This window comes from Candidatus Cloacimonadota bacterium, from assembly GCA_012522635.1.
Taxonomy (GTDB): Bacteria; Cloacimonadota; Cloacimonadia; order Cloacimonadales; family Cloacimonadaceae; genus Syntrophosphaera.
This window is the reverse complement of record JAAYKA010000131.1, coordinates 1-24,584: the sequence shown is the minus strand read 5'-3', so window position 1 is coordinate 24,584 and position 24,584 is coordinate 1. Positions and strand designations below refer to the sequence as shown.

At 50.0% G+C, this 24,584-nt stretch carries 24 protein-coding genes and 1 pseudogene; 12 read left to right on the top strand and 13 right to left on the bottom strand.

Annotated features, from left to right (window positions below; all coding sequences use genetic code 11):
• Positions 1-601: 601 nt before the first annotated feature.
• The 11 genes from GX135_06800 to GX135_06750 form a co-directional block, all read right to left on the bottom strand.
• A complete protein-coding gene (locus GX135_06800; GenBank protein NLN85792.1) occupies positions 602-3,004 on the bottom strand; it encodes a hypothetical protein in 2,403 nt (800 codons plus the stop codon).
• Between the two features lie 36 nt (positions 3,005-3,040).
• Positions 3,041-3,949: a bifunctional 5,10-methylenetetrahydrofolate dehydrogenase/5,10-methenyltetrahydrofolate cyclohydrolase gene (locus tag GX135_06795; protein NLN85791.1), complete on the bottom strand. Its 909-nt coding sequence runs from the start codon at positions 3,947-3,949 to the stop codon at positions 3,041-3,043.
• Positions 3,950-4,756 (bottom strand): TIGR00282 family metallophosphoesterase, encoded by an 807-nt coding sequence (locus GX135_06790; protein ID NLN85790.1) that lies wholly within the window; start codon positions 4,754-4,756, stop codon positions 3,950-3,952.
• Positions 4,756-6,318 (bottom strand): ribonuclease Y, encoded by a 1,563-nt coding sequence (rny, locus tag GX135_06785; GenBank protein ID NLN85789.1) that lies wholly within the window; start codon positions 6,316-6,318, stop codon positions 4,756-4,758. Before rny ends, GX135_06790 begins: the two co-directional genes overlap by 1 nt.
• A 232-nt stretch (positions 6,319-6,550) precedes the next feature.
• Positions 6,551-6,820 carry a cell division protein ZapA gene (gene zapA, locus GX135_06780; protein NLN85788.1) on the bottom strand — a complete coding sequence of 90 codons (270 nt, stop codon included), beginning with the start codon at positions 6,818-6,820 and terminating at the stop codon, positions 6,551-6,553.
• Positions 6,820-7,146 (bottom strand): hypothetical protein, encoded by a 327-nt coding sequence (locus GX135_06775; GenBank protein ID NLN85787.1) that lies wholly within the window; start codon positions 7,144-7,146, stop codon positions 6,820-6,822. The genes zapA and GX135_06775 overlap by 1 nt, the downstream gene beginning before the upstream one ends.
• 4 nt (positions 7,147-7,150) lie before the next feature.
• Positions 7,151-9,577 carry a phenylalanine--tRNA ligase subunit beta gene (locus GX135_06770; GenBank protein NLN85786.1) on the bottom strand — a complete coding sequence of 809 codons (2,427 nt, stop codon included), beginning with the start codon at positions 9,575-9,577 and terminating at the stop codon, positions 7,151-7,153.
• Entirely contained in the window at positions 9,574-10,608 is a 1,035-nt protein-coding gene (gene pheS, locus GX135_06765; protein NLN85785.1) for a phenylalanine--tRNA ligase subunit alpha, read from the bottom strand. Before pheS ends, GX135_06770 begins: the two co-directional genes overlap by 4 nt.
• Before the next feature lie 56 nt (positions 10,609-10,664).
• The gene (rplT, locus tag GX135_06760; protein NLN85784.1) at positions 10,665-11,012 is read right to left on the bottom strand and encodes a 50S ribosomal protein L20; all 348 of its coding nucleotides are present in this window, start codon (positions 11,010-11,012) and stop codon (positions 10,665-10,667) included.
• Between the two features lie 11 nt (positions 11,013-11,023).
• Complete coding sequence (gene rpmI / locus GX135_06755) at positions 11,024-11,221, bottom strand: 50S ribosomal protein L35 (protein ID NLN85783.1); 198 nt, start codon at positions 11,219-11,221, stop codon at positions 11,024-11,026.
• Between the two features lie 59 nt (positions 11,222-11,280).
• On the bottom strand, positions 11,281-11,865 hold the full coding sequence (locus GX135_06750) for a translation initiation factor IF-3 (protein ID NLN85782.1): 585 nt from the start codon (positions 11,863-11,865) through the stop codon (positions 11,281-11,283).
• A gap of 779 nt (positions 11,866-12,644) precedes the next feature.
• On the opposite strand from GX135_06750, the gene GX135_06745 reads away from it, so the two are divergent.
• From GX135_06745 to GX135_06690, 12 genes are all read left to right on the top strand, one after another.
• Complete coding sequence (locus GX135_06745; GenBank protein ID NLN85781.1) at positions 12,645-14,699, top strand: elongation factor G; 2,055 nt, start codon at positions 12,645-12,647, stop codon at positions 14,697-14,699.
• Between the two features lie 148 nt (positions 14,700-14,847).
• A complete protein-coding gene (locus tag GX135_06740; GenBank protein ID NLN85780.1) occupies positions 14,848-15,600 on the top strand; it encodes a YebC/PmpR family DNA-binding transcriptional regulator in 753 nt (250 codons plus the stop codon).
• Positions 15,597-16,073 carry a crossover junction endodeoxyribonuclease RuvC gene (gene ruvC, locus GX135_06735; protein ID NLN85779.1) on the top strand — a complete coding sequence of 159 codons (477 nt, stop codon included), beginning with the start codon at positions 15,597-15,599 and terminating at the stop codon, positions 16,071-16,073. Before GX135_06740 ends, ruvC begins: the two co-directional genes overlap by 4 nt.
• Positions 16,073-16,678, top strand: a complete 606-nt coding sequence (gene ruvA / locus GX135_06730) for a Holliday junction branch migration protein RuvA (protein ID NLN85778.1) — start codon at positions 16,073-16,075, stop codon at positions 16,676-16,678. The genes ruvC and ruvA overlap by 1 nt, the downstream gene beginning before the upstream one ends.
• Position 16,679: 1 nt before the next feature.
• The gene (gene rsmB / locus GX135_06725; GenBank protein NLN85777.1) at positions 16,680-17,993 is read left to right on the top strand and encodes a 16S rRNA (cytosine(967)-C(5))-methyltransferase RsmB; all 1,314 of its coding nucleotides are present in this window, start codon (positions 16,680-16,682) and stop codon (positions 17,991-17,993) included.
• Between the two features lie 6 nt (positions 17,994-17,999).
• Positions 18,000-18,593 carry a PASTA domain-containing protein gene (locus tag GX135_06720; protein ID NLN85776.1) on the top strand — a complete coding sequence of 198 codons (594 nt, stop codon included), beginning with the start codon at positions 18,000-18,002 and terminating at the stop codon, positions 18,591-18,593.
• Between the two features lie 41 nt (positions 18,594-18,634).
• Entirely contained in the window at positions 18,635-19,576 is a 942-nt protein-coding gene (locus tag GX135_06715; GenBank protein NLN85775.1) for an RnfABCDGE type electron transport complex subunit D, read from the top strand.
• A 1-nt stretch (position 19,577) separates the two neighbouring features.
• The gene (locus GX135_06710) at positions 19,578-20,246 is read left to right on the top strand and encodes an FMN-binding protein (protein NLN85774.1); all 669 of its coding nucleotides are present in this window, start codon (positions 19,578-19,580) and stop codon (positions 20,244-20,246) included.
• The gene (locus GX135_06705) at positions 20,243-20,836 is read left to right on the top strand and encodes an NADH:ubiquinone reductase (Na(+)-transporting) subunit D (protein NLN85773.1); all 594 of its coding nucleotides are present in this window, start codon (positions 20,243-20,245) and stop codon (positions 20,834-20,836) included. Before GX135_06710 ends, GX135_06705 begins: the two co-directional genes overlap by 4 nt.
• A gap of 1 nt (position 20,837) precedes the next feature.
• Positions 20,838-21,425, top strand: coding sequence for an NADH:ubiquinone reductase (Na(+)-transporting) subunit E (locus GX135_06700; protein ID NLN85772.1), 588 nt, complete (start codon positions 20,838-20,840; stop codon positions 21,423-21,425).
• A gap of 15 nt (positions 21,426-21,440) precedes the next feature.
• Positions 21,441-22,544, top strand: coding sequence for a 2Fe-2S iron-sulfur cluster binding domain-containing protein (locus GX135_06695; protein ID NLN85771.1), 1,104 nt, complete (start codon positions 21,441-21,443; stop codon positions 22,542-22,544).
• 3 nt (positions 22,545-22,547) lie between these two features.
• Positions 22,548-23,003, top strand: a complete 456-nt coding sequence (locus tag GX135_06690) for a hypothetical protein (GenBank protein ID NLN85770.1) — start codon at positions 22,548-22,550, stop codon at positions 23,001-23,003.
• A 3-nt stretch (positions 23,004-23,006) separates the two neighbouring features.
• Here the strand turns inward: GX135_06690 and GX135_06685 are convergent, their stop codons facing one another.
• Positions 23,007-23,753 (bottom strand): prepilin peptidase, encoded by a 747-nt coding sequence (locus GX135_06685; GenBank protein NLN85769.1) that lies wholly within the window; start codon positions 23,751-23,753, stop codon positions 23,007-23,009.
• Between the two features lie 109 nt (positions 23,754-23,862).
• Positions 23,863-24,243, bottom strand: a pseudogene (locus GX135_06680) (hypothetical protein).
• Between the last annotated feature and the right edge of the window lie 341 nt (positions 24,244-24,584).

Sequence of the window (24,584 nt, the reverse complement as noted above, 5' to 3'; positions counted from 1 at the left end):
GCAATGTTTTGGATAAGTTCGATACTGCCCACGGAAGTACCGCCAAATTTCTTTACGATTATCGCCATAGCTTTGCAAAAAATCCGAATTCTTGCCTTCTGTCAAGGCATTTTTTTTCTCCCCTGCGGGTGAATAAGAAAATGAAGGAAAATAAAAGGAGAAAATCCACACTCCATATTAGGACGAGTCTGTTGTTTTTGCTGTCATATTACCCTAAGCCCATGTGTCGTTTAACTTTCGCTTTTGAAACATAAGGGAGACCAAGGGCGGCGGGAAGGAAAGCCTGCCTAAATCGCCTATTCATCACGGTTTAGCTAATCATTTTCCCGGTTTAACCCTTCCTTTTCAAGCTTGTTAACCCTTCCTTGAGCCTGGCTCATGTATGACTCTTTGATGCGTCATGTAGTTGCCATAAAGCCATGGGGATGCTCGGGGGTTATAGCTGACAAACGCATGAGCCAGGGCTTGGCGCGAGCCGGGTTTGAACCGGGAACTTGAACAAATGGATAGCGGTGTTATGAGCAATACCCATCCCGATCTTCTTTTCATAAAAAACCGGCTCCCAGGAGGAAGCCGGTTTATGTTTATAGAGATTAGATGATTACATCACTTCTGCCAGGATTTTGTTCATCATGGCCTTGGAGTCTGCGGGATGCATGTATGAAAGCGGGAAGCCAAAGATATAGCAGCGGCTGTCTCCGCTCACGTTTCTCAGCGAGATGGGCTGATTGTTATAGGTGTTATATTGTTCCTGCGTGGGCGGTGTTTGAGGATAGTCAGTGGGTTTGATGCCCATACGGTAGATAACTTCGGCGGCCAGGCTCTTGGTGGGGAAATAGGTGATGGGTCCCAAACCGTGCTGAGCGTTAACAATGGGGTTGAAGCTGGCTTCATTCGCCGCAGTATATTGCAGTTGAATGTTGGGATAGCCTTCCTGACCAAGAGCTTTTTGGAAGAAAGCCCTGGTTTGGAGTGCGTCACTCATAATACTGGCGGGCGGGTCTTTGTATTCCAAGCCCATATAGCTCACGAAGGTCTTTTGGTTTGCCAGAACAAATGATTGCATGGTGGAGTTCAATTTCGAAGTGGATGAAAGCAGGAAGTTTCCACCCGATCTCAGAAACAGCGTGAGTCCATCGTTTTCGTTCTTCAGGTTACCGGATTCACTGGGATTGTCTGAGTGGTAAATCACCAGTTTGTATTTCTGCAAGTCTGTGGTGGCAAGGTGGCGCAGGCGGAAATCTTCGTAGGTATCTGCGGGAAAGCCGACTCTAGTGCGCTTGATGAATCTTTTGGTGCCAGTGTAATCGGAAAGCATGTTTTGATATCTTTCCAAAACGATGTCGTCAGGAGAGGTGCTGGCGTGGTTCAAGTCGTCGTCGATGACCAGGATACCGCTGCGGTTTTGAGGCTCAATCGGATCATCCAGTCTAAATGTGAAAACAGCCGGTTCGGGGTCAACTTCGCCCTGCAGGTCAACGCAGCGCACTTCAAAAGTGTGTTCGCCACTGGCGAGCGTGGTCAAGACCAGAGATTGTCCCAAAGGCGAGTAGAGCGGGATTCGCAGCCATTCCTTGCCATCGCTGTCGGTAACGTGGGAATTTGCGAATGGGGGATAGTTGTAAGGCTCGCCATCGAGACGGAGGTCGAAGTTGGTGATTTCGCTGAAATAGTTCACGTCTGTGTAGCGGTCCAGCACTGTATCCACTTTTTTATCGTAGGGACTCTCTTTTCCGGGTTCAGGATAGATGGTGTTTCCACTTGCCAAAACAATGCCATATTCGCCTCTCCAGCCCCAACGCAGCCAAACCTTGATGTTTGAGCTATTTATGGCTGTCTTTTTGTTTTCCAGGTCGTTGAAGAAGGGGGTGGCAAAACGTTGCAATCCGCCCACAATGGTGAAGGGCAGGATTTCGGGAGTGGATTCGTCCGCGTAGTCGATGAAGTGGTTGTGCCCCAGAGCGTACACACGTTGCGGGTAAATCAAAGTTTTAGGAGCGAAACCGGTCTTCACGGCGAAGAAAAGCAGGGAGTTTCTGGTCTCTTCAGAAACCACTCCGGAAAGGTCATAAGCTCGTGATTCAATCCTCGTGAGGGTTTTGGTTGTTCCGTTCTGAACGTCGAAAGTCAACGCCGGGTCTGTGTGACGGGTGATCAGATATTCATCCATATGTGAATCGTGGTTGGAACTCTGGGTGTCAATCCAATCCGTTGAAGTTCCGGCAATCACCGTGCTGTCGGCGGGGTTAATCTTCATCATCTTGAATTCAAATTTGTAGGGGCTGGAGTCGATGAAGGGATCGGTGTCGGTCATGGTGAATTTGAGCCTGAGGCCGCTTCCCACCACGCCACCATTTGGATTGCCTTTTGTGGTGCTCACGATACAAGTGGGGCGATCAGATGATGCCTTGAATTGACGCCAGGCAACACTGCGCTTGGGGTAGTCAGGAGACACGGGGGTGAGACCTCCGCGGTTGTCCACGGCAATCACTTCAAAGGTGCTTTTTGTGGAGAGCGGGTTGCCATTATCGTCGGCGGCAGGGAAGTTTATCACAGCGTATTTGGCTGTTGTCCAAATGGATTTGGCAGCTTGGGGATCGTCCAGAGACAGACTTTGGTCTGCACCTGGTTTATAGTGCAAAACCCAGCCGATGCCGAAGCGGTCAATCACTTCTTGGGGCGTGTCTTCACCGGTCATATCCACATAGTGGTTTCCGGGTGTGGCGATGGGGTTGCCGTCTTCGTCTTTCACGCGATACGCAAAACCTGTGATAACTCCATCAGGGTCTGTGGCATGCCAGAAGATCTTTTGCTGAAACAGAAATTCTGTATCGGCAAAATCCGCCAGCAATTCGCTGTCATCAAAGCCTTCGTAGGAAGTGATGACGATGTTTGGTTCTTGGTTTGCAAATTTTTCTCCAAATTTGCCGCAGCCGGTCAGTGCCAGCGACGTCAATACCATTAATATCAACAGTTTCAAGAGCCTTGTTGTTTTGTCAGGCATCGTTCCTCCCATATCTGTTCGGATATTTTCATTCTATTATTCCTCAAAAATCAAGTCGAGAAAATCGTCAATGTTTTTGTTTGTACCCTTGGCGGCAAGGCTTGCTTTCAAGAGGTTTAAAAAGAGCAGCGAGGTGGTCACTGTTCCGATTCCTCCGGGCACGGGTGTGATCGCCAAGGCTTTGTCAAAACAAGAGTTATAATCAATGTCTCCCACATATCCCACGCTGCCATCCGGTTTTGTAATCTCATTTATACCCACGTCGATGAGCACGGCATTTTTTTTAATCATGTCCGCTTTTACAAATTCTGGACGGCCAATGGCTGCCACAACGATATCGGCTGTTTGGATCATTTCGCTCAAGTTTTGGGTTCGTGAATGACAGACCGTGACGGTGGCATCCGCCCAGGTTTTTTTCCAAAGCAACATATTTGCCAAAGGTTTGCCCACAATGGAGCTGCGCCCGATGATGAGGACGTGTTTACCCTGGAGGGGAATATTGTAGTGTCTCAGAGTGCAAAGCACCGCCGTGGGGGTGCAGGGCAGCAGTGAATCCAGAGAAAGGATGATTTTCCCCAGATTCATGGGGTTTAGCGAATCGATGTCTTTGCAGGGATCAATCCAAGTGCCGGCTTCTGCATCGGGGATGTGGGCTGGAAGAGGTTTTTGCAACATGATGCCGTGGATCTGGGGGTCATTATTGGCTTCTTCAATCACGGCTCTCAGTTCCTGCGCGTCCAGATCAGCGGGAAGGTTTTTCAATTCAACCTTGCAGCCCAGTTTGGCGCCAGTGGAAATAATGTTTTGCACGTAGTAGGCGGAAGCGGCGTCGCCACCGGGTTGGAGGAGGAGCATGGACGGTTCGAGCCCATGTTCCGCGATTATTTCCTTAATCTTTTTTCGAATTCGGGAACCGATAGGTTTTCCCTTCAGGATTTTTTCCATCTATTGTCCTTCGATTGCTGCTTTAAAATTGTTTGAACGGCGGATCCGTTGGATTTTCAAGGCTTTACCCGTTTGAGGATCAATCTCCAGATAAACGGCGTTCACCTGGAGGCCGCGGTCGGAGCTTTCATAGCGCTGGGGCAAGCCGAGGCGAAACTTTTCCAGAATTATCTCTTTTTTTACCCCGATCACGCTGTCATGGGCGCCGGTCATGCCGACATCTGTGATGTAAGCCGTGCCGCCGGGAAGGATTTCCTCGTCGGCGGTTTGTACGTGGGTGTGGGTGCCTAAAACAGCGGAGACGCGCCCGTCAGAGAACCAACCCAAAGCCCTTTTTTCGGCAGTGGATTCGGCGTGGATGTCTATGATTATGGGGCTGTTTTCGCGGTTGGGATTGGTTTTAAACCATGATTCCAAAAGAGTGAAAGGTGAATCGGCGGGAGGCATGAAAATTTGTCCGCAAAAAGATAGGACGCGGATTTCTTTCTCATCTTTCACCAGGCGGCAGCAAAGGTTGCCAGGCGCGCTGGGAGGAAAGTTCATGGGCCGCACTATGTTGGCTGTGTTTTTTATGAATTCCCAGGATTCAGGCCTGTCCCAGAGGTGGTTTCCGCCTGTAACAACGTCCACACCATCCTTGAACAGCGACTTGAGGGTTTTTTCAGTCAGGCCGCGGCCATCGGCGATGTTTTCGCCATTAACGATGATAAAATCCGGGGAAAATTCTTTTTTCAATTCCGGCATTAGGGCCGAAAAGACCTGTCGGCCGGGTTTGCCGTAGATATCGCCAAAAAACAGAAGACGTATCATTTGGCCATTGCAATCTGCCGGGTTTCACGGATCACGGTGACCTTGATTTGTCCGGGATATTGCACTTCTTTCTCGATTTGGGCGGCTATTTCGGTGGCTAAAAGCGCGGTTTGAGCGTCTTCCACAATGCTGGGTTCAACGATGATGCGCAGTTCGCGTCCCGCTTGGATGGCATAGGATTTGTTCACGCCGTCCACGGAGTTTGCTATTTCCTCCAGCTTTGCGAGGCGCTGCATGTAGGTTTCCAACATTTCTCTCCGGGCACCAGGTCGGGCTCCGGAAATGGCGTCTGAAGCCTGAACCAACGCGGCATACACGGATGTGGCTTCCACTTCTTCATGGTGGGCTTCGATGGCGTTCACGATGATTTTGCTTTCGCCGTTTTTGCGCGCCACGTTTGCTCCAATGATGGCGTGGGTGCCGTCAAATTCATGATCCATGGCTTTTCCAATGTCGTGAAGAAGCCCCGCGCGGCGAGCCACGTCCTGGTCCAAGCCAAGTTCGGCGGCCAGTATTCCGCAAATCCAAGCCGCTTCCAGAGAATGATTGAGCACGTTTTGACCATAGGAAGTGCGATAATGCAGGCGTCCCAGGATTTTTATCAGGTTTCCGGAGATATTGTGGATATTCGTTTCCAAAACCGCTTTTTCACCCAGTTTCACCAGGTTGTTATCCATTTCCTTGGTGGTTTTGTTGATCACGTCTTCGATGCGTCCGGGGTGGATGCGTCCATCGGATATAAGTTTTTCGAGGGAAAGTCTGGCGATTTCACGTCTCACGGGATCGAAACAGGAGAGAACCACCGCTTCTGGGGTATCGTCGATGATGAGATCAACCCCCGTGGCTTTTTCAAAGGTGCGGATGTTGCGTCCTTCGCGGCCAATGATGCGTCCCTTCATCTCATCGGAGGGGAGGGAGACCACGGAGACGGTGGTCTCGGAAACGTGGTCAACCGCGAGGCGCTGGATGGCGGTGGAAAGAATCTCCGCCGCTTTTTTGGAGGTGTCCAATTTGATTTGTTCGATGGTGAGTTTGGCATCGGTTGCCGCCACCTGTCTGGCTTGAGCGATCAGCTCTTCACGCAAAACCTTCAAAGCTTCTTCGCGGCTGAGCCCGGAAATCTCGGAAAGTTTGTCGTGTTGAAGACCGATGAGCTTTTCCACTTCCTGGTTTTTCTTGCCAATCTCGTCTTCCTTGTGTTTCAGCTTTCTTTCCTGGTCGGAGATTTTGGCTTCTTTTTTATCCATGGCGTCTAGACGTTTGTCCAGGCTGCCAATTCGTTCGTTATATTTCTTTTCCTGGAAGCGCAGTTCTTTTTGCCGTTCCTTGATTTCGTCTTCCATCACCTTTTTCTGCCCGAACCATTCGTCTCTGGCTTCCAAAAGCGCGGCTTTTTTTGCGGTTTCTATTTCTGTTTTGGCAGCTTCCCGAAGTTCCTGGGCCACTTCCTTGGCTTGAGAGATGAGCCTGAAAGAGCTGTTGCGCTTGATCAGGTAGATCACCAAAGCCAGCAGGAATCCCAGCACCAGCCCAGCCGCCGCCAATATCCATTTATCCATTTTTTGTATCCTTTAAAATCTATTCAGGCGGGTTGTTGAGGCCCGGCCGTTGTAAAGATATGCCCGCGTGAACCGTGTATGCTTGTCCTCGAAAAGCCAAGCATAAGGTGGGCACCTACCTTGTGGGCTTTGTGGATCCGGAACTTGCCGGCCTGCACGCCACCCATGGCTCGGTTCCCTGTTCTTCAGTAGCTTTTGTGCAATCCATATCACGAATTCCGCAGGCAAAAATTCAAAGGTCCTCCACAAGGGTTCCCACCATCTGATTGAGGCGTTCAAGCTCTTTCTCAGAACTGGCGGAATTGTTTTGCAAGGACTTTAGTTCGCTGTGTTTTTTCAGCAGAAGCAACAGTAAAAGTTTGGGAAAATCGAGGTTTTCGTAAAGCTCGCTCAGTTGCCGCAATTCTTCATCAATCGCTTTGGCAAAATCCTGAAGCTCTTTGGGCTTGTCAGTGCGCAAGTGGAATTTGCGCCCGAAGATCTCGATATCCACAGATTTCATTATATTTCCATTTGATCCAAATCGGGAAGGAGACTGTCGATTTGTTCAATGGCCTCGCTGGCAATGTCTTCAAACCCTGAAACCGTGTCTTGCAGCGCTTGATATTTAACGTTCAGTTCCGAAAGTTCCTGTTCCAATTCCCTGATTTTGTCGGCGTTTCCGCTGCTGCTTTGCCGTATATTTTCCACTTGGGCCATCAACTGGCTGTTTTCTTCTCTCAGGGTTTCGTTTTGTTTTTCCAGTTTTACCAGCTGTTTTTTGTCTTCCGTATATTGGGAGATCAGTTTTTGTATCTTATCTTGCAAGCTTGTGGCTTGTGTTTCCATTGGTTTACCTCATTTTTATCTGCCAGGTGCAGGAAAGCATTTCCCTCACCGATGCAAGAAGTTCATCCACGCGCTCATCTGTCAATGTTTTTTCGCGATCCTGAAGCCTCAGGCGCAAAGAAACGCTGCGGAAGCCTTGTGGGATGTGCTCTCCAAGGTATTGATCAAAAATCTGAACCTGGGAAATCAGTTCCGGCGCAATCGCTTTGATGGCGTCCTTGATTTCAGAATAGGGGACAGAAGTTTGGATGACGAAAGAAAGATCGCGTGTGACACCCGGATAGCGTGGCAATTCGTGGAAAACCATTTCCCGTTTCCGGGTTAATTCGGCGATGAGATCGATATCCAATTCAATCACCCAGATTTCCTGTTTCAGGATGCCCAGGTCGATGTCGAAGTTTTCAGCTGTTTGGGTTTTCAAACGTCCAAAAGAAGCGAAAACCTTGCCATCGTTCATCCAGGCGAGGTTATCGCCCTCTGCCAGCCAGGGTTGCGGATGCTCTTTCGTCTGCGTGGCGGGAAGTCCAAGACTTTGCAGGAGGCCTTCCACCATTCCTTTAACGTGCCACAGACCAATGGCTTCGCTCTTTTGAAGCCAATGTTCAGGTTGGGTGTTTCCAGTTAAGGCAGCGTTTAAAACCAGCCTTTCCTGGATTTCTCCCTCTTCATTATAATAGAGCTTGCCGATTTCCATCAATTTCAGGTCGCGTTCACCGTGGTGAAGATTGTAGCGCAGGTTTTCCAAAAGTTGAGGCAAAAGCGAAATCCTCATCACGGATTGATTGCTGCTCTGGGGATTCACCAGCTTCAAAAGCCTGTCTTTTATTTCTTCAGGGGAAAATCCCAGCGCTTCATATTGCGCGGGATCGCTGAAGCTGTGGTTCAAAGCCTCGTGAAAAGCGGTCTGCACGAACCAATCCTCAATCCTTCTGCGAGTTTTGAAGGCGTGGTGATCCATAATGCCTGAAATGGCTGTTTTGCTGGGAATGCGTTCATAGCCTGCCAGGCGTGCCAGCTCTTCCAAAAGATCCGCTTCGCGTGTGAGGTCAACCCTGCGATGGGGAATTTGGAAAACCAAGCCGTTGGCGTCGCTTTTTTCCAGGTTACAGCCTAAAGCCGCCAGATATCTTACGATTTCCTCTTCGGAAAGTCGGTAGCCAATCAGCTCTTCAAAACGCTGCGGACGAAGCACGAGGAGGCGCGGCTCCGGAACATGCGGAAAGGCGTCGTAAAGCTCTTCGCAAAGCCTTCCGCCCGCAGTTTCCAAGATAAGTTCAACAGCCCGGTCGCTCACTGTTTCTGCCGCGAAGGGGCTCAGTTGACGCTCAAAACGGTAGGAAGAATCGGTGGAAATCTTATGCTTTGTGGAACTGGCGCGAACCGTGGTGGCTTGAAAACAAGCCGATTCCAACACAATTCTGCGCGTGTTTTCATTGATGGAAGTTTTCATTCCGCCCATCACACCCGCCAAAGCCGATGCGTCTTTTCCGTCCGCGATTACCAGGTCGGCTTCATCCAGCTCAATGTTTTTGCCATCCAAGGCTTCAAAAGCCTCATTAGGCCGTGCCTTGCGTACAACCACGGCGGGATGGCCGTCTTGTGTGGAAAGCGGCAGAAGCTTGTCGTAATCGAAGGCATGCAGGGGTTGTCCCTGCTCAAACATCACAAAGTTTGTTACGTCAACGATGTTGTTGATGGGGCGTAAACCACTCTTAATCAGCGCTGTTTTCAACCATTGCGGGGACTGGGCGACCTTCACACCATCCAAAAGCCGTGCTGTGTAACGCGGGCATTTTTCGGCGTCTTCCAACACCAGCTTCAAATCCATCCCACAATCTTTTTCACCCTCAAACCTTTTGATGGAAGGCTCTTTGAGGGGAAGGTTCAATGAGGCGGAAAGATCCCTGGCAATGCCGATATAGCCTAAAAGGTCGGGTCTGTTTGGCGTGATTTCCAGTTCCAGAATCGTGTCTGGAAGTTCGTAAATTTCATTCACGCTGATGCCCACAGGTGTGTCGGAGGAGAATTCAACGATTCCGGCGTGGTTGTCTGAAACTCCCAATTCCCGCTCGGAAGCAAGCATACCGTGGGATTCCACTCCACGCAGTTTGGCGGATTTGATGGTGAAATCGCCCAGTTTCGTTCCTGGCAGAGCCAGAGCGGAAACCATGCCTTCCCGACAGTTCGGTGCTCCACAAACCACCTGTACCGGCTCTTCGCCACCGTGGTCAACCATACACTTTGTGAGGTGATTCGAATCCGGAACCGGTTCCGCGCTCAAAATCTTGGCGCTCACCACTGTGGGCGGAAGCTGTGGAATTTCTTTAATAGCCTCAACCTCAATTCCGCTGAAGGTGAGGGTGTGAACCAACTGTTCCAAGTCGGCGGGAAGCTCAATATAGCGGCCAAGCTGGCGGCATGAAATAATCATAAAGACTCCCCGCTGAATTGACGCAACATGCGCACATCGTTTTCAAACAGGATGCGCATATCGGGAATGTTATATTTCAACATGGCGATGCGTTCGATGCCCATTCCCAGTGCAAATCCACTCCATATTTCAGGGTCGATCCCCAGGTTTTTCAAAACGGTGGGGTCAACCATTCCAGCGCCGCCAAGCTCTAGCCAGCCGGAGTTTTTACAGATCCGGCAGCCTTGTCCCCGGCAGGAAACACAGCTTATATCCATTTCCGCGCTGGGCTCTGTGAAGGGGAAAAAGTGTGGGCGGATGCGCGAACGCATGCCCGTTCCAAACATCAGTTGGGCAAAGTTTTGCAGGGTATCCTTCAGGTCTGCCATGCTGATGTGTTTATCCACAGCCAGTGCCTCCACTTGGTGGAAAACCGGCGAGTGTGAAGGATCGGGTTTGTCGTTGCGATAACACCTTCCCGGCGAAATAATCCGAATTGGCGGCGCAAACTGCTCCATGGTTCTCACCTGAACGGTGGAGGTTTGGGTTCTCAGCAAGCGTCCGTTTTCCAGGTAGAATGTGTCCGCCAGGTTTCGAGACGGGTGGTCGGGTGGAGTGTTCAGGGCGTCAAAATTGTGGAATTCATCCTCAATATCCGGTCCTTCAGCGATTTCAAAACCCATCGCCATAAAGATATCTTCAATCTCACGGCGGACCACAGTCAGCGGATGCAGTGAACCACGGCTGGGGCTGATTCCCGGCAGGCTCAAATCGTGAGCCTTGCTGGCATCCTGCTGTTGGCGCTGTTGCTCTTTCAGCTCAGTTTCGCGCTGGGCAAGCAATTTTTCCAGCTCTTGGCGCAGCTCATTTATCATTTGCCCGAACGCGGGTTTTTCAGCGTCGGGAAGCTCTTTCAGCTTCAGGTAGAGGCTGCTCACCAGGCTTTTTTTGCCCAAAAATTGCGCCCTGGCGTTCAGGATGTCATTATTCGTTTGGCAGGCGGCGATGGCCGTTTGGGCTTGCTGGGCCGCTTCCCTCAATTGGTTTTGCACACTTTTTCCTTGTCCTGAAAATGGTTTGCGTGCTCCGGTTTGGAGCGAACCTTGGTTTAGCCTTTGGCGATTTCAACCAGCTTCGCGAAAGCTTCGCTGTCATGCCAGGCAAGATGGGCCAAAGCTTTACGGTTTATCTCGATATTTGCTTTATGCAGGCCGTTTATGAAGCGGCTGTAGCTCATGTCGTTGTTTCTGCAGGCGGCGTTGATGCGTGTGATCCACAGACTGCGGAAGTTTCTTTTTTTCTGTTTGCGATGCGCGAAGGCAAAGGCCATTCCTCTTTCATAGGTTTGACGCGCTATACGGTAGTTGGTACCACGGCGGCCAAAATATCCGCGAGCGGCCAACATATATTTTTTCTTTCTGCGATGTGATGCAACGTTATTTGTTGATCTTGGCATTTTTCTCTCCCCTAATTTTTTCCCAACATGCGGTTGATTCTTCTTTCGTCGCAAGCGCGGACGATGGCACTGCCACGCAGGTTGCGTTTAAGTTTGGGTGTTTTTTTAGTTTTGATGTGCGCGGATTTTGCGTGGTGGCGCACAATCTTGCCTGTGCCGGTTATTTTGAACCGCTTTTTGGCGGAACGGCTTGTTTTAATTTTTGGCATTATTATTTCTCCTTTGGAGTATTCAAAAAATCTATGGATGCGCGGTCTGACGCCTGAACTCAGGATTCCATTTGTTCAGCTTCGGATGCGGCTTCGGGCTGAACGGTTTCGTCCAGCTTTTCCAGAATCCGGTCGATGTCTTTTTTGGGGCTCATAATCATGGAAAGAAGGTTTCTCTCCGAAACGGGCTCGCTATCCACATCGGCCAGATATGATAAATCGTTTTTCAGTTTTTCCAGAACGTTGAAGCCAAGCTCTTTGTGTGCCATTTGGCGACCACGGAAACGAACGGTGAATTTCACCTTGTTATGTTGGCGGAAAAACTTGATCGCGTTGTTTTTCTTAAAATTATAATCGTGTTCTTCGGTATTGGGCCCGAACTTGATCTCTTTGACCTCGACCTCATGCTGTTTCTTACGGGCTTCCCGGGCCTTTTTTTCTTTTTGGAAATAGTATTTTCCAAAGTCCATGATGCGGCAAACCGGGGGATCTGCGCTGGGGGAAATCTCCACCAGATCAAGATCCAAATCTTCGGCCTTCATGATGGCTTCCCTTAAAGGCAAAATGCCGATCTGTTTACCTTCGGGGTCAATCACGCGCACTCTGGCCGCGGTGATCTGTTCGTTAATCCTTTCCTTCGGCACAACCTCTTTTAGGCGGGCCTTTCCACGTTTGATCCGAATTATTGGAACCTCCTTCTTACCACAAATAAAAAAAGGCGGATAAAATCCGCCTGCTTCATGGTAATATCGTATCCATATTTATTTTATTCTCAAGGCCTTACGTGCACGGAAGCAGTAAGGCAGAAGCAAGCAGCTCCATTTTCAAACCAGTATTTGTGCCACCTGTTTTTTGTCAATGCTTTGTTTCGCTGATTGTTGCTATTTCAGAATATCCGTCTCCACAAAACCTTGGCTTAAACACAAACCAGCCTCAGAACCCCGGGCTGCCAACAGTTGTCTCATATATTATGGAACGAGTCTGTTGAAATATACAGGTGTCAGCCCTAAGTCTATGTGTCGCATATGATTGCTTTAGAAACATAAGGAATACTATAGGCAGGGAACAGGATAGAACCTCGCAATCAACACGAAATATCTGTGGGACACATCATGATGATTTACTCTAAACCAATGCAAATGTGTTGATTACGATGGGCGGTTCGAATAATTTGGATGTTTTCATTCAATCTTTCTGGAGTTGGGATTGAGGTCAAACAAAATGTCTCAAATTCACACGGAGATTGCTTCATCTCTGTTTGTAATTTCAGTCATTCCAACGCTGTCATTTACTCGAAATCTGTGTTTTTCCAAAAAAAGCGTTTGACAACAATGGCGTTAGAAAAAAAATGGATTGTTCATGGCCAAATTGACGGTCGGAAACAAGAATTGCTTTGATTATATATAGAAAAACGAGGATCGTGATGAAAGAATACAAACTCTCCAAACTGCGAAATCTCCTGATGATGGGAGCGAGCGGTTCTGGGAAAACCACCCTTGCGGAACAGATATTTCATTTGACACACACCACCAGCCGTTTGGGCAAAGTGGACGAGGGCAACACTGTGATGGACTTTGATTCCGAAGAAATCGCGAAAAAAAGTTCGCTGAGCTTGAGCCTGGGCTTTTTGAACCATAAAGACCACAAAATTAACCTTTTGGATTCACCCGGCACCCCCGATTTCATTGGTGACGCCATCGTTGCCATTCCGTCGGTGGAAAACGTAATTTTGGTGGCAAACGCCACTGGCGGCTTGGAAGTGGGACTGGAGCTTGCCATCGAGCAGGTGGAACGTAAAAAAGTGGGCAAAGTGGTGGTGGTGAACCGCATGGACAACGAACACGCGGATTTTTTCAAAACCATCGAAGCCATTCATGAAAATACAGAACTGAACCCCACACCCATACATCTTCCCATCGGCCGTGAAGGCGGTTTTGAAGGCGTTGTGGACATCATCCGCCAAAAAGCCATCCGACCTTCCGGGGAAAGTGAGGTTCCCGCCGATATGCAAGGCGCCGTGGAAGACGCGCGTCTGCAATTGATGGAAGCAGTTGCCGAAACAGACGAAACACTGTTGGACAGCTTTTTGGAAAACATGGAACTGAGCGAAGAACAGCTTATGGGCGGCTTGAAAAAAGCCATCGCCAATGGTGATATTTGCCCCGCTTTTTGCTGTTCCGCTGCCACGGGAGTAGGTGTGATGGCGTTTGTGGACGCCGTTTGCGATTATCTTCCCTCTCCGGAAAATGCCAACCCCATGCAGGTTTTGAAGGGTGGGGAACCCGGCGAATTTGTGGCCTCACCTGACGGCGAGCTGTTGGGTTATGTTTTCAAACTTTACGCGGACCCCAATATGGGTGAATACGCCTACGTGAGGATTTTTTCTGGCATCCTGAAATCCGGCATGGATTTTTATATTCCCGAAAAAGACGCCAAAGACAAGGCCGGCAACATGTATTATATGTTGGGCAAAAACCGCCACGACACCTCGGAAATCCGGGCTGGCGAGATTGGCGCGCTGGTGAAGCTGAAAAACACTCGTACCCTGGATTCCATCGCCGCTATTGGCAGCAAACTGAGCCTGCCTTTGCCGGAGCTTCCCACTGCCACATATTGGCAAACCATCCGCGCGGCGAACCAATCCGACGAAGATAAAATCGGAACCGCCCTGCAAAGAGTTATTGCTGAAGACCCAACCATTCGCTATGAATTGAACGCCGAAACCCACGAAAACGTGATTTCAGGAATGGGTGAACAGCAGCTTCAACTGGTTGTTAAAAAACTTAAAAACCGTTATAAAGTGGATTCCGTGATGAAGGAACCCCGTATTCCATATAAAGAAACCATCACCGGCAGCGGCGAATCTCAATATCGCCACAAAAAACAATCCGGCGGACGCGGCCAATATGGCGAAGTTTATTTCCGCATCAAACCCACCGAGCGTGGGGAAGGATTCCAATTCATCAACGCCATCGTGGGCGGCGTGATTCCCTCAAACTTCATCCCAGCCATCGAAAAAGGCTTGGTTGAAACCATGGAGAAGGGCATCATCGCTGGCTATAATGTTGTGGATATTGCCGTTGAGGTTTACTATGGCAGCTACCACGATGTGGACAGCTCTGAAATGGCTTTCAAGATTGCCGCCTCCATGGCCTTGAAGGAAGGGTTTAAAAATTGCCGTCCCATCCTCCTGGAACCCATTCACGAGCTCACAATCATCGTTCCAAGTGAATATATGGGCGACGTGATGGGCGATATCAGCACCCGCCGCGGACGCATCATGGGAATGGAACAGCGCGGCAAAAAGCAATATCTGAACGCCCAGATGCCGGTTGCCGAGATGTATTTTTACTATCCCGCCCTGAAATCATTCACCCAGGGCAGGGGGCGTTTCACGCAAAAATTCTCTCACTATGAGAAGGTTCCTGACGAAGTGGCGGCAAAAGTGATCGCCGCCTGGCAGGATTCCGACGCATAAGATAAAGCCCTGCAGTTCAGCAGGTTTCAGATTCCGGGGGAGGCCGATTTAACAGCCTCCCCCTTTTTTCTTGACATTTTTCCGAGTGTATGAGATTCTGACACAAGTAAGGAATCAATGCAAAAAAATAAGAAATATAGAGGTGTTTATGTCAGGACACAATAAATGGAGTTCCATCAAACACAAGAAGGGAGCCGCTGACGCAAAACGCGGCAAGCTCTTCACCCGCATCGCCAAAGAGATAATTCTGGCCGCCAGAGATGGCGGAGGGGATCCCGAAACCAATCCCAGGCTTCGCACCGCCATGTTGACTGCCAGAGCCGCAAACATGCCCCGAGACAACATTGATCGCGCCATAAAACGTGGCACGGGAGAAATTGAAGGCGCCACCTATGAGGAAATCGTCTATGAAGGCTACGGCCACAACGGAGTGGGCATCGTGTTGGAGGTTATGACCGACAACAAAAACCGCACCGTCTCCGAAATCAGACATGCTTTTTCCAAATATGGCGGAAACCTGGCAGAAAGCGGCGCGGTTGCTTGGAATTTTGACATCAAGGGTTATTTCAGCGTTCCTGCTGAAGGACTTGACGAAGATGAATTCATGATGCAAGCCCTCGAAGCCGGAGCTGAAGACATCGAATTGAACGATGACCAATTCGATATCTACACCGCCGCGGACGAATTTCACGCGGTTTTGGGAGAATTTGAAAAACTGGGGCTGCCAGTGGAAAACGCCGAACTGACCCGGGTTCCAAAAAACACTATCAACGCGGACGACGTTGCCGCAAAGCTCCTCCGCCTCATTGATATGCTGGAGGAACTGGACGACGTACAAAAGGTATATGCGAATTTTGAGGTTTCCGACGAAGTGTTGGAAGCCCTCAGCCAGGAACAGTGATCATTCTGGGCATAGATCCCGGAAGCCGCTATTGCGGATATGGCCTCTTGGAACTGGACGGACGCCGGATTAGCGGTGCAGGTTGCGATGTGCTTGACCTCACTGGCCAAAAAGAGCTTCCCGCCCGGCTGGATTTGCTTTTCAACGCCATCAACGATGTTTTGGAAGAATACAAACCCGATGTGGCGGTGGTGGAAAGCATGTTTTTTCACAAGCATATCCGTAGCGTGTTCACTCTTGGCCACGCGCGCGGGGTGATTTTGCTCACTCTTGCCAGACACGGGGTTCCGATTGTGGAATACAGTCCCCGCGAGGTGAAAAAGGCGGTGGTGGGCAATGGAAATGCCTCCAAAGAACAGGTGCGCTATATGGTTAACCAACTTTTGAAGCTGAAATCTCCCCCCAAAAGAGACGACGCTTACGACGCGCTGGGCTTGGCGCTTTGCCATCATCATAGGATTAAATTTCAATAATGATACATTCCATCAAGGGAATCCTCCTCCACAAAGACCCGGTCAACGCCGTTCTGGAAACAGCTTCCGGGCTTTCCTACGAACTTCTCATCCCCATCAGCACCTTCGAGCTTTTGCCATCTTTGGGGGAAAGCTGCCAGCTTTTCACCCATCTCCATGTTTCCCAGGACGATATCCGCCTCTTCGGCTTTGCCAGCGAGGGAGAACGTGAACTTTACAGACAACTGAACCGCGTTTCCGGAATTGGACCCAAAACGGCGCTTTCCATCATTTCCACCCTGCCGATTGCAACCTTTGTGAAAGCCATCGAACGCGACGAAACCGCCATCCTCACAAAGATTCCGGGGATTGGGATGAAAAGCGCGCAACGTTTGATTATTGAATTGAAGGGAAAGCTGCGCCACATTTTGGATATCGCCGAACCGGGCGGACCGGATTTGCCCTCCTCCAAAGCCGACGAAGTGGAAAGCGCGTTGCAAACCCTTGGTTTTAACGCCAGGGAAGTGAGGCAGGAACTTAGTTTGATGGGCGAGGAAGCCCAAGCCTTGAACGCCGAACAGCTCATCAAAGAGGTAATCCGTCGCCTCTACCAAAGAAGCAAATAAAATGTTGAGAACCCAGGCTTACCAAACCATTCTTAAAGTCTTGAAAGACAACGCTTTTTCGGACACGCTTCTGCACCAAAAAGCCAAACGCCTGAAAAGCAACCGGGAAAACCTGGCGCTTTTTTACAACATGGTGAAGGGCGTGGTGAAGCTGAAGGGCAAGCTGGACTATATTCTCTCCCAATATGCTGACCCGGTGAAGTTTAAAACCACCGATCTCAAAATCAAGGTTTGGCTCTACCTGGGGCTCTACCAGCTTCTGTATCTGGATTCCATCCCCGCCCATGCCGCCATCAACGAAACTGTGGAACTGGCAAAAAACATGCTGGGCGACAAGGTTGGCGATTTTGTAAATGCCGTCCTGCGTGCCTGGCAGAGGAATCCAGAAGTCACCTGGCCCAGCGACCCGGTTGAACGCATCGCCAGCGAACATTCCTATCCGCCTGGATTGATTAAGGATTGGATTGAACTTTGGGGCGAGGAAGACGCAGAATATCTCGCCATTTGGTTCAACGAAAACCCAACCCTCCACCTGCGCGTGAACCAGGTTGCCACCACCCCACAAAAGCTAATTCAATATTTTGCGAAGCGGGACACCGTTTTAACACCTTCGCAGGTGGGTAAGATGAGCCTGTTGGCAGATGCAGCGGAAACGGTTTTGGACGATGTCGCTTTTTCGGAAGGCTATTATTCCGTGCAGGACACATCCTCGGCTTTGGTGGTGGAACTGCTTGACCCGCAAAAGGATGACAATATCCTGGATCTTTTCGCCGCGCCCGGCGGAAAGTGTACCTACATCGCGGAAATCATGCAAAACACCGGTGAAATCGTGGCGGTGGATAAAATCCCCAGCAAGATGAAACTGCTCAAACAAGCCGCCAACCGGCTTCAGCTTACAAACATCAAAATGGTGGTGAGCGACGCTTTCAAATATGGACCCGTGGCTCCTGCCTACGACCGGGTTTTGGTGGACGCTCCCTGTTCCGGCTGGGGTGTTTTTGGGCGCAAAGCCGATTTGCGTTGGCAGGCGCGGCACGACATTCCCCAGCTCATCAAACTTCAGGAGCGAGCCTTGGAAACAGCGGCGAATTTTGTTCGTCCCGATGGTATAATGGTCTATTCCACTTGCACTATGAATCCTGAGGAAAACCAGCGTCAGGTTGAAAAATTCCTTGCCCGGAATCCACGCTTCAGTTTGTTGGACGCTTCAAAGTATATTCCCAAGGACATGGTTTCCGACAAAATGTTTCGCAGCCTGCCTTTCCGTCATAATATGGATGGCGCCTTCGCTGCCAAAATGAAAAAAAGGAGTTAGAGAACATTGCCCAGCGAGAAAACGACTAAAATCTGGCTCAGCATCGGTATCGGCGCGGGAATCATTTTCCTAACCGCCTTTTTGACCAGCCAGGTGATTTTTCCCTTTATTTTCCGTTCCCCTAAAGAGCTTGAGGTTCCAAACCTGATTGGAAAAAGCTTTGCCGATGCGCGTAGAAGCTTGGAAAACATGGGCATTCACGCCGTGGTGAAGGATTCCATCTGGAGCGAAACCGAGAGGGTGGGCACCATTTTGGAACAAGAGCCCGCGCCCGGGGGAATGCTGCGTTCGGAAGGAACCATCTACGTTCGTGTGAGCCGCGGTTCCCAGCAGGTTGGTGTTCCCTCCGTAATCGGACAAAGCTATCATGAGGCCTACTATTTGCTTTTAAATGCCGGCTTGAAAGGCGTTGTGCGTGATTCGCTCTATTCCGGCAGCTACATCGCGAACACGGTTATCCGCTGCCATCCTGAATCCGGCTCCAAGGTGGAAAAAGGCAGCATTGTTCATCTGACTCTCAGCCGGGGCCCCGAACCGGTTATTGAAACCGGATCCGAGTCTCCCGATGGATTTTTTGATTATAGCGAAGATTCTTTCTAATCTACGGCAAGATAAACAACATCCGTAAAGGAGTGTGAAACTTGAAGATAAAAGACCTAATCCTGAAACAGGCCGTGATGAACAAGGTGCTCTATGCGCTTATCCCGCTGTTGATTTTTGCCATCTATATTTATGGCTGGCGCGCGGCGGCGGTGGTGCTGGTATCGAACTTGGCGGCCTTTGCCACGGAATATCTTTTTATTCGAACCAAAAAAGGCGGAAAGGTCTCCATGGCTGTGTTTGTGACCGGAACGCTTTTGGCGATGACGCTTCCACCAACCATCCCGCTGTGGATGGCAGCTTTGGGCAGTGTGGTGGCGATTGCTTTTGGAAAAATGGTGTTTGGCGGTTTCGGCGCCAACCCCTTCAACCCCGCCATTTTAGGACGCACCTTCATCTACGTCTCATTTCCCCAGCAAATGACGGTGTCTTGGGTAAAACCATTCCTGATGGACAGCTTTCCCGGTGGATTTGCCCGTTGGAGCATGGATTCCGCGCTTGAAACCGGAGCCACCATTTTGGGTCAGTTCCGTCAGGGTATCCCTGCCACCACTACATTTATGGACACTTTCTTAGGTTTTGAAGCCGGCTCTCTGGGTGAAACCTCCGCTTTGCTGATTATCCTGGCTGGCATCTATTTGCTGGTCACCAAAGCGGCAAAATGGATTCCCATGCTTTCCACGCTGCTCAGCATCATCGTTTTCAACCTGATTTTTTACCCCGGTGAAAACCCGCTGTTCATGCTCTGCGCGGGTGGAGCGCTGTTTGGCATCGTGTTCATGGTCACAGACCCCATCTCTCAGCCAAAGGGTGCTTTAGCCTTGTGGATATTCGGCATCCTCACCGGTTTTCTAACTGTGTTTATCCGCCGTTTTTCTCTGTTCGCGGAAGGCTTCATGTTCGCGCTTTTGATTGCGAATTCGCTGATGCCCATCATCGAACACGGTTTGAAATCTTTGCCGAAGAAGAAGGAGGCGGTCTAAAATGGAAAACAAAACCAGCTTTTTCGACAAACCCATCTGGCCTGTTCTTTTCGTGTTGATACTCAGCCTGGTTTTTGTGGGGATTCTGGCTGTGATGTATCGTGCCAGCGAGCCGCGCATCAAAAGACAACAGCGTGAAGCCTACGAAAAAACCATCCTCAGCCTGGCGGCGGACAGCCTCGCCAGCCTCAGCGGATTACAGGCTCAGGCTCTTGAATCCGACTATCCAACCAGTTACAAAAACCACATCGGCACTCTCGACGAAGATAGTTTCGCGCGCAAAGCCTTTGAAGTGAAATATGATGGCACGCCCATAGCTTACGTGTTCGATGTCGGTGGCAAGGGACTTTGGGGCACAATGCGCGCTCTTGTCGCCACCAGCCTGGACCTCCAAACCCTCCTGGGCTTGAATGTTTACGACCAATCCGAAACTCCCGGACTGGGTGGACGCATCGAGGAAGAATGGTTCACCTCCCAGTTCAAGGGCAAACCCATTCTTGATAATTCAAGCCCCATCGAGTTTGAAATGGTGCCGGAAGGCCAAAAGGAAATCAAACCTCAACAGCTTCGCCAGATTACAGGAGCCACCATCACCAGCAAAGCCGTGGTGGATATGATTCGCGGTGAACTGGCCCAAATCGCCAAATCCAGAACGGAGGAAGGCAAATGACCCGCAAACAGATTTTCATCAATTCCGCTTTCACAGAAAACGCCGTCTGGAAGCAAATCCTGGGTATCTGTTCATCTCTGGCTGTCACGAACCTGATGCTGAACAGCCTCATCATGGGCCTGGGAGTCACCTTCGCGCTGGCGCTTTCCTGTCTGACTGTTTCATTGATTAGGGAATACACGCCCCGCAGCGTGCGCATGATTGCTCAAACCCTGATTATGGCGGCTTATGTGATTATGGTGGATATCCTCCTCAAAGCTTTTTTGCCTCAGGTGAGCAAGCAGCTCGGTCCCTACGTTGGCCTCATCATCACAAACTGCATCCTGATGGGACGCCTGGAAGCCTTCGCTTCAAAAAACCCGCCTCTGGATTCGGTGATAGATGGAATCGGCGCCGGATTTGGCTACACCCTCGTGCTTTTGCTTATCTCGTTCGTGCGCGAGCTGTTCGGTTTTGGAACCCTGTTTGGTTTTAGAATCCTTGGCTCCTGGTGGACAAACTGGAGCATCATGGTGATGGCGCCCAGCGCGTTTTTCCTTCTGGCGCTGCTCATCTGGATTGTAAACAACAAATATTACAAGGTGGTCTAAGATGGAAATATCCGCTTTTCTGCTCTTTTGGGCCGCGATTTTCACCAGCAACATCCTGCTCACAAACTTTCTGGGCATGTGTTCCTACCTTTCCGTGTCGAAGGAAGTGGAATCCTCTCTCGGGCTTGGCATTGCGGTTTCCTTCGTGTTGGTTTTCACCACCGCGCTGAACTGGCTTGCCTACCACTATCTGCTTGTGCCGTTTCACATTGAATATCTGCAATACATCGTTTTCATCATCGTGATTGCGGCTTTTGTGCAGCTTTTGGAGCTTCTCATCGAGCGTTTCACCCCGGCTTTATACTATTCCCTGGGCATCTTTTTGCCTCTCATCACGGTGAATTGCGCCATCTTCGGCGTCAGCCTTTTCATGGTGATTCGCAACTACAATTTCCTGCAATCCATTGCCTATGGTTTCGGCAGCGGACTGGGCTGGCTTTTGGCCATCCTGATGCTGGCTGGTCTCAGGGGCAAATTGCGTGAAAAGATGGTCCCCGCCGGCCTGCGTGGAACCGGCATCAGCCTCATCATCACAGGCATCATGGCGCTGGCGTTCGTCGGTTTTTCCGGCATCGCGCCCATCCAATAAAGGGGATTATCGATAATGTTAAGCATCATTTTGAAAGATATCGGAGTGATAACCGGCGTCAGCGGAATCCTGGCAATTTTGCTGGTCATCGCGGAACGCTGGCTGAATAACTATGGCGATTGCAAAATCAATGTGAACGACAAGCGCGAACTCACCGTAAAAGGTGGCAGCAGCCTGCTGAATTCGCTCAGCGAAGCCCAGGTTTTTTTACCCTCCGCCTGCGGTGGAAGGGGAAGCTGTGGCGCCTGTAAATGCAAGGTTTTAGAGGGCGGCGGTCCTGTTTTGCCAACCGAAAAACCCTTTTTGAGCGAGGCCGAACTGGCAGACCACGTTCGTCTCAGTTGTCAGGTCAAGGTGAAAAGCGATGTCAGCATCGTGATTCCTGAAAGCATTTTCAACATTCGTGAATTTAAAAGCGTGGTCACCGAAATCATCGATTACACTTACGATATTAAAGGCTTCACCTTCGAACTGGAACCCGGCGAAACCATCGATTTCCAAGCCGGACAATATGTTCAACTCATTTCCGAACCATACGACAAGGTGAAACAGGGCGTCACCCGCGCCTATTCAATCTCTTCCAAACCGGACACCAACAACGCCATCCAACTCATCATCCGCCTGGTTCCGGAAGGGATTTGCAGCACCTGGGCCCACACCCAACTCAAGGTGGGGGACAAAGTTCGCTTCACCGGCCCCTACGGGGATTTCTATCTGCGCGACACCGATGCCGACATCCTTTTTGTGGCGGGCGGCTCTGGCAAAGCGCCCATCAAATCCATGCTTGAACATCTGGCTGTGACTGGCACCAACCGCAAGATGACCTACTTTTTTGGAGCCCGCACCCCCAAAGACCTCTATCTCACCGAAGAGATGGAATCCTTTGAAAAAGTGTTCGACGATTTTGCCTACGTGCCGGTGCTTTCACACGCCGAGCCCAGCGATAATTGGAAAGGCAAAACCGGCTTCGTCATGCCATTTTTCAAGGACGCCATCCGCGACCCCAAGAACACGGAAGCCTACCTCTGTGGCAGCCCAGGCATGATTGGCGCCGTAACCAAATCCCTCACAGAATTGGGCGTACCCAAGGAAAAAATCTATTTTGACAGTTTTGGATGAGCCATGAAACCCACAGGAAAAGAATTAAAAACAATGCAGCGTATGCAGCCCGGGGTTCAGACCCTGAGCGGATTTTTGGGCGACGATACCCGCCCCCTCAATGAAATCATCCAGGACGACAGCGTCGTTTTGGATAAACTGGGTCGCAGCAGGGAAGAAATTGCCAAAAGGATGGAAAGCCTGACTCAGGCAAGCTGGGACAGCTATCTGGAAGGAATCCTCGTCGAGGGTAAATATCAGGTTCAAACCGAGGTCTATCGCGGCAGAATGCCATGTCCTTTTGGTCATCCGGGAATCTATCGCAAAGCCGTGACCACACTCACGAACCAGGAAAACGGCATCACGGTGGTTTGGACCTCGCTCAGCATGCACATGATTGGCGCTCACGGCTTTTTTGAAGGACGTGGCAGCGCCTATAGGCTGGAGCCCGAAACCCTGATTAAAGCGCTATTTGATTAAAGTTTAGAGCCTGAAGCCCAGGGTAAATAAAAGAATCTCGCCCACCAGAGCCCAAACTACGCCCGTGAACGCCAAAAACGGTCCGAAGGCGAAAACCTGGTTTGGTTTACGCACGAAAGCCAGGAAATAGATAATCCCTAAAATGGATGCCAACAGAATGACAAAGGGTATGTGGATGGCGCCAAAATACGCCGCCAGCGCGGGTATCAGGATAACATCACCACCGCCCAAACCCTCTTTTTTGAAAATCTTTTCCCAAGTCAGAGCCAAGGCGTAGAGAAAAAAGAAAAGTAACAAGGTCGGCAGTAGATAAACCCAAAAGAAATCCTTGAACCTGAAAGAGCTTTGCGCGAAACTGAAAATCAATCCCACAGCCACCATCGGCAAAGACAAGACCAGCGGAATGAGCTGATGAAAAGCGTCGATGAAAAAGATGGGGATGAGGAATCCGAACATCACCGCGAACTTCCAGAATGCCAGATTTCCCGCGCCATAAACCAGCGCCAGCGCCATAAACAACAACGGCGTGGCGATTTCCACAACCAGATGATGCCAATGGATTTTGGCCCCACAATTTTTACAACGCCCCTTTTGAACGATGTAAGTATAGATGGGGATATTTTGCGAAGCGGGAAGCTGGGTTCCACAAGAACCACAGTGGGAAGGAGGTTTGACGATGGATTTTCCCTGCGGAACGCGGTCTATCACCACATTAAAAAAGCTGCCCAAAGCGGCGCCAAGGACAGCTATCAAAACGTATATCACGAGATTCAAAAGATGCTTACCACTCTTCGTACCAGGGACGATTTTCAGTTGACCAGGGTGAGTAAACCTGGTTCCAGGGCGCTGCCTGCCTGAATTCGATGGAAAGATTCATGCTGTCCGAAGGCCGGTAGTTCAGCTTGAATTCCGGAATCACCTTGGTATTGTTGTCGGAATTGAATTCCAGCTTCGCGCCGGTGGTTCCATAATTCACGAGGCTGAGGTCAAGCTCCAAATTCAGCTTGGGCGAAAAAGCGTAGTTGATTTGGTTCGTATAGCGGGAAAGGTAGTATCCTGAACCAAGGCTGCTCACGCCCGCGGAAAAGCCCATGGAATGGTTCATGGAAAAGCGGTTCAGGCTCAGCAAGCCTGGCTCTCCCTGCCGGTAGGGGTTGAAATCCGGCTTGGGCAAATCTATTTGAGCGAAAATCGGCAGACTTAGCGTCAGGATTATGATTCCGAGTAAAAGCTTCTTCATTGCGGAACCTCCTTCATTTTTCTCATCTTTGTTTTACAAAATAACTGAACCGCCCAATTCTGTCAAGTCCCATCACCTTCCCAAACATTTTTTTCGCCCTCTTTTAGCTGAAAATTGTCCCTCTGCAACGCTTTTTGAGGCTCCTTATTGCCCCCTGCCCTTGGTATTCCTTATGTTTCAAAGGCTATCCATAAGCCAGACAAAGATTTAGGAGTATGTGAGGTTGATTTCACCAGACTCGTCCTTAGATAATGAAGGGAGAAATTTTTATTAGAAAGCCAGCTTTCGCCCTCGGTTTCCGGCTCTTGAGTCTGACCCGGGATTATTTCCGGAGTAACTCG